The organism is Mesorhizobium sp. M7A.F.Ca.CA.002.09.1.1, from assembly GCF_003998555.1.
Classification (GTDB): domain Bacteria; phylum Pseudomonadota; class Alphaproteobacteria; order Rhizobiales; family Rhizobiaceae; genus Mesorhizobium; species Mesorhizobium ciceri.
In genome coordinates this window covers 1-4311 of sequence record NZ_RZRR01000469.1, presented here as the reverse complement: position 1 = coordinate 4311, position 4311 = coordinate 1, and the positions used below count along the sequence as shown (strand labels likewise).

At 64.0% G+C, this 4311-nt stretch carries 7 protein-coding genes; 4 read left to right on the top strand and 3 right to left on the bottom strand.

Annotated elements, in window-relative coordinates:
* The 4 genes from EN994_RS19900 to EN994_RS19885 form a co-directional block, all read left to right on the top strand.
* A partial coding sequence (locus EN994_RS19900; protein WP_281060175.1) for an enolase C-terminal domain-like protein occupies nucleotides 1–596 on the top strand: 596 nt, incomplete at its 5' end.
* Nucleotides 597–605: 9 nt separating this feature from the next.
* Nucleotides 606–935, top strand: a complete 330-nt coding sequence (locus EN994_RS19895; protein ID WP_063167540.1) for an L-rhamnose mutarotase — start codon at nucleotides 606–608, stop codon at nucleotides 933–935.
* Complete coding sequence (locus tag EN994_RS19890) at nucleotides 928–2004, top strand: Gfo/Idh/MocA family oxidoreductase (protein ID WP_063167539.1); 1077 nt, start codon at nucleotides 928–930, stop codon at nucleotides 2002–2004. The genes EN994_RS19895 and EN994_RS19890 overlap by 8 nt, the downstream gene beginning before the upstream one ends.
* Complete coding sequence (locus EN994_RS19885; RefSeq protein WP_063167538.1) at nucleotides 2001–2456, top strand: MaoC/PaaZ C-terminal domain-containing protein; 456 nt, start codon at nucleotides 2001–2003, stop codon at nucleotides 2454–2456. The genes EN994_RS19890 and EN994_RS19885 overlap by 4 nt, the downstream gene beginning before the upstream one ends.
* Before the next feature lie 14 nt (nucleotides 2457–2470).
* On the opposite strand, the gene EN994_RS19880 is transcribed toward EN994_RS19885, so the two are convergent.
* From EN994_RS19880 to EN994_RS19870, 3 genes are all read right to left on the bottom strand, one after another.
* Complete coding sequence (locus EN994_RS19880) at nucleotides 2471–3268, bottom strand: ABC transporter permease subunit (RefSeq protein WP_013533032.1); 798 nt, start codon at nucleotides 3266–3268, stop codon at nucleotides 2471–2473.
* Between the two features lie 3 nt (nucleotides 3269–3271).
* Nucleotides 3272–4129: a 2-aminoethylphosphonate ABC transporter permease subunit gene (locus EN994_RS19875; RefSeq protein WP_063167537.1), complete on the bottom strand. Its 858-nt coding sequence runs from the start codon at nucleotides 4127–4129 to the stop codon at nucleotides 3272–3274.
* Nucleotides 4122–4311, bottom strand: a 190-nt coding sequence (locus EN994_RS19870) for a TOBE domain-containing protein (RefSeq protein ID WP_127307743.1), incomplete at its 5' end; no start/stop codon positions are given. The genes EN994_RS19870 and EN994_RS19875, both read right to left, overlap by 8 nt.

Here is a 4311-nt window from a genome sequence, read left to right as displayed (position 1 = left end):
ACGGGTCGGAGGATCTTCCCCGCCTGTCGGCGGTGCGCAAGGCGGTCGGCGACGGCTACGAGATCATGACCGACGCCAATCAGGGGTTTTCGGTCGACGAAGCGATCCGGCGCGCTGCGAGGCTGCGTGAGCTCGACCTCGCCTGGATCGAGGAACCGCTGCCGGCCGACGACATCGACGGGCATGTGCGGTTGTCGAACTCGACGCCGACGCCGATCGCCATCGGCGAGTCGCTCTACTCCCTCCGCCATTTTCGCGAGTACATGCAGAAAGGCGCCTGCTCGATCGTGCAGGTCGATGTCGGCCGTATCGGCGGCATCACGCCCTGGCTCAAGATTGCGCACGCGGCAGAGGCCTTCGACATTCCGGTCTGCCCGCATTTCCTGATGGAACTGCATGTCAGCCTGACCTGCGCTGTTCAGAACGGCCGATATGTCGAGTACATTCCGCAGCTCGACCAGTTGACCGGCAAGCGCATGCGCATCGAAGATGGCCAGGCGCTGGCGCCCGACGAACCGGGCATCGGCATCGATTGGGACTGGGACGCGGTCAAGGCCATGAGCATCGCCGAATTCACCACGGCGATCACGAAATAGGAGACTGATATGCAGCGGATGGGGATGATTCTCGGACTGAAGCCGGAAAAGGTCGATGAGTATGTTCGGCTCCATGCCGCCGTCTGGCCCGGCGTGCTGACCATGATCTCGGCCTGCAACATCAAGAACTATTCGATCTACCTGAAGCGGCCGGAGAACCTGCTGTTTTCCTATTTTGAATACCACGGCACCGACTATGCCGCCGACATGGCCAAGATGGCGGCCGACCCGAAGACGCAGGAATGGTGGGCCGTCTGCATGCCCTGCCAGGAGCCGCTGGCGACCCGCAAGGAGGGCGAGTGGTGGGCCGAGATGGATGAGGTCTTCCATCATGACTGAAGGCGGCTTCGACCCTGCCTTGCTCGTTCAATCCTGGCCAAAACCCTCAAGACCCCGGCCGATCGTCACCTTCGGCGCGGGATCGATCGTCGGCGACGCGCATTTCCCAGCCTACCGGAAGGCCGGCTTTCCGGTTGCCGGGCTTTATGATCCTGATCATGTCAGGGCTGAAAAGCTGGCCAGCCAATGGGGCGTGACGGCCTTTGGCTCGGTCGAAGAAGCGACTGCTGTCGAGGGCGCGATCTTCGACCTTGCCACCCCGCCGTCGCATCATGCCGATGTGCTGAAGTCCTTGCCTGACGGCGCGGTGGCGCTGATCCAGAAGCCGATGGGCAGCAATCTTGCCGAGGCGACCGCGATCCTCGAAATCTGCCGCGCCAGGAGGCTGCACGCGGCGGTGAACTTCCAATTGCGTTTCGCGCCAATGATGCTGGCGCTGAAGGATGCCATCGGCAAGGGCTGGCTCGGCGAGATCGTCGACTTCGACGCCTGGCTGGCGCTGGCGACACCATGGGAGCTTTGGGAATTCCTGCTCAAGGCGCCGCGCGTCGAGATCGCCATGCATTCGATCCACTATCTCGACCTGATCCGGCAGTTGCTCGGCGACCCCAGAGGCGTGCACGCCAAGACGCTCGGCCATCCCAACCATAAGGTGGCGCAGACGCGCACCAGCGCCATTCTCGACTATGGCGACACCGTGCGTTGCGCGCTGTCGATCAACCACGACCACAAATTCGGTCGCCGGCATCAGGCCTGCGAGTTCCGCATCTGCGGCACAGAGGGTGCCGCCTATCTCAAGCTGGGTCTCAACCTCGATTATCCCACAGGCGAACCGGATGTATTGGAGATCTGTCCGAAGGGCGGAACGGGCTGGATCGCCGTGCCCTTGGCCGGCGAGTGGTTTCCCGATGCCTTCGTCGGCCGCATGGCCAATGTCCAGCGCTTTGCGACCGGAGAAGATGATACGCTGATAAGCCCCGTCGAAGATGCCTGGAGCACGATGGCGCTGGTCGAGGCCGCCTACCAGTCGAGCGCGGCACCGGCGACGCCGATCGCGGAAAGACCCTGATGGAACAGATCAAGTATTTCGAGGATTACGAGATTGGCGCGTCGCGCCTAACAAGCGGCCGCACCATCACCGAGACCGACTTCATCGTCCATGCCGGCCACACCGGCGATTTCTTTCCGCACCACATGGACGCCGAGTACATGAAGACGACGCCATTCGGCCAGCGCATCGCGCATGGCACGCTGGTGTTCTCCGTCGGCATCGGGCTGACCGCGAGCGTCGTTAACCCTGTCGCCTTTTCCTACGGCTACGACCGGCTGCGCTTCATCAAGCCGGTGTTCATCGGCGACACAATCCGCACGCGCACCACCATCGCGGTCAAGGAAGACGATCCCAAGCGGCCGGGTTCAGGACGGGTGATCGAGCGGTGCGAGGTGATCAACCAGCGCGGCGACGTGGTGCTGGCGGCAGACCACATCTACATCGTCGAACGCAGGCCGGCGCAGGGCTGAGACTCGGGAAAGTCCTACGAGCCGGTAGCGCGCTTGGTAATGCGCTCCAGCCCGAGCAAGAGAACCAGCGTCGCCACGACCAGGATCATTGTCAGTGCCGCACCGGCAAAGATGTCGCCGCGATCGGTAAGGCTGAAGATCGAGACCGGCAGCGTCACCCAACCCGGCGGGTAGACCATGACGGTGGCGCCGAGTTCCCCCATCGACAGCGCGAAACTGAGACCGAAGGCGGCAACCAGATAGGGTGCGAGCAAGGGCAGTGTGACGTGCCAAAGCCGGTAGGCCGGGCGAGCGCCGAGGCTCGATGCCACCTGCTCGAAGTCGGGCGAAAGCCGCGCCAGTCCAGCCGAGACATTGCCGAAGGTGAAAGCCGAGATCAGCACGAAATGCGCGATCATGACGATCGCGATCGTGCCGTTGAGCAGCAGCGGCGGATGGCTGAAGGCAACCAGCAGGCCAAGGCCGACAGACACCGAAGGGACCGCGCTTGGGATGAAGAACAAAAGGCCGAGCAGCCGCCGCAAGGCATGGCCCTGGAGGCGCAGCGACAGGGCCGCCCAGGTGCCGCTGACCAGCGCCAGCGCGCTGGCCAGGAAGCCGGTGACCAGGCTGGCCTTGACCGCTCTGCCGGCGGCACCGGAAATGACATCGGTGTAGTGCTCCGTCGTCAGGCCGTTGGGCAGCACGCCGTTCCACTGGTCGGCGAGGCTGGACAGGAGGATGACCGCGAGCGGCGCCAGGAACAGCACGCCGAAGATCAGTGCGAAGAGCACCCACAGGACAAGACGACCGGAGCGTGACCAGACCAGCATGGGCTAGGCTCCCAACCGGCCGGCGGCGAAACGGTAGAGGCCAAACAGGCCGAGCGACAGCGCGATGTTGACGACGGCGATGATACAGGCGACCTGATAGGCCGATTCCTGGATCGCCTTGCCATAGATCAGCAGCGGCAGGGTGATGACGCCCTTGGCGCCGATGAACAGCACGATGCCGAATTCGTTGACAGTCAACAACAGGCAGAGGCTGCCGCCGGCGATGAGTGCCGGGATTGCCGCCGGCAGGATCACCTGGCGAACGATGCGAAACGGCCGCGCGCCGAGCACGCTCGCCGCTTCGATCTGGCCACGGTCGACCAGCGAAAAGGCGGCGAGCAGCGGCCGCAGGATGAAGGGTGTGTAGACAGTGACCTCGGCCAGGATCACACCCCACGCGGAATAGAGGAAATCGACGGGCGGCAGCGGCAGCGAAAAGGTCTCCATCAGCCCGGCATTGAGCATGCCGGCGGAGCCATAGAGGAAGGTGAAGGCAAGCGTCACCAGGAATGTCGGCAGCGCGATGAAGGTATCGATCAGCCGGGCGATGAAGCCGCTGCCGGGGAACGGCACGAAGGCCAGAATCAGCGCCAGCACGAGGCCGACGACCAGACATCCGGCCGTCGCCGCGACCGAGATCGACACCGTGTTGATCAGCGCGTTGAGGAAGAAGCGCGAATGCAGCACGCGGATGACTTCGGCGACATTGGCGACGCCACTGTCGTCGAGGAAGGCCTGGCGGGCAATCAGTGCCAACGGATAGAAGAACAGCAGCGCCAGCAGGGCCGCCGGTGGCACTATCCACAATTTACCCGACGAGAGCTTCATCGCCGGCGCAGGGATGGCGACCGCCTCAGACACCGGCGTCTTCCGGGAGAAGCGAGGTGTCGGCGGGCGCGAAGAACAGCGGCACCTTGGCGCCGGGTTCGGGCAAGGCGATCGGCAGCCTGGTCGCCGAGACACGCACCGGCGTGCCGTCGACGTCGAGCACGAGATGGGTCAGTTCGCCCTGCCAGTGCACTTCCTGGAGCGTGCCCACGATG

What these genes read in the sequence shown, in the direction of transcription:
- EN994_RS19895 (WP_063167540.1), top strand. Translation starts at nt 606, where the DNA reads ATGCAGCGGATGGGGATGATTCTCGGACTGAAGCCGGAAAAGGTCGAT.
- EN994_RS19880 (WP_013533032.1), bottom strand. Translation starts at nt 3,268, where the DNA reads ATGCTGGTCTGGTCACGCTCCGGTCGTCTTGTCCTGTGGGTGCTCTTC.
- EN994_RS19890 (WP_063167539.1), top strand. Translation starts at nt 928, where the DNA reads ATGACTGAAGGCGGCTTCGACCCTGCCTTGCTCGTTCAATCCTGGCCA.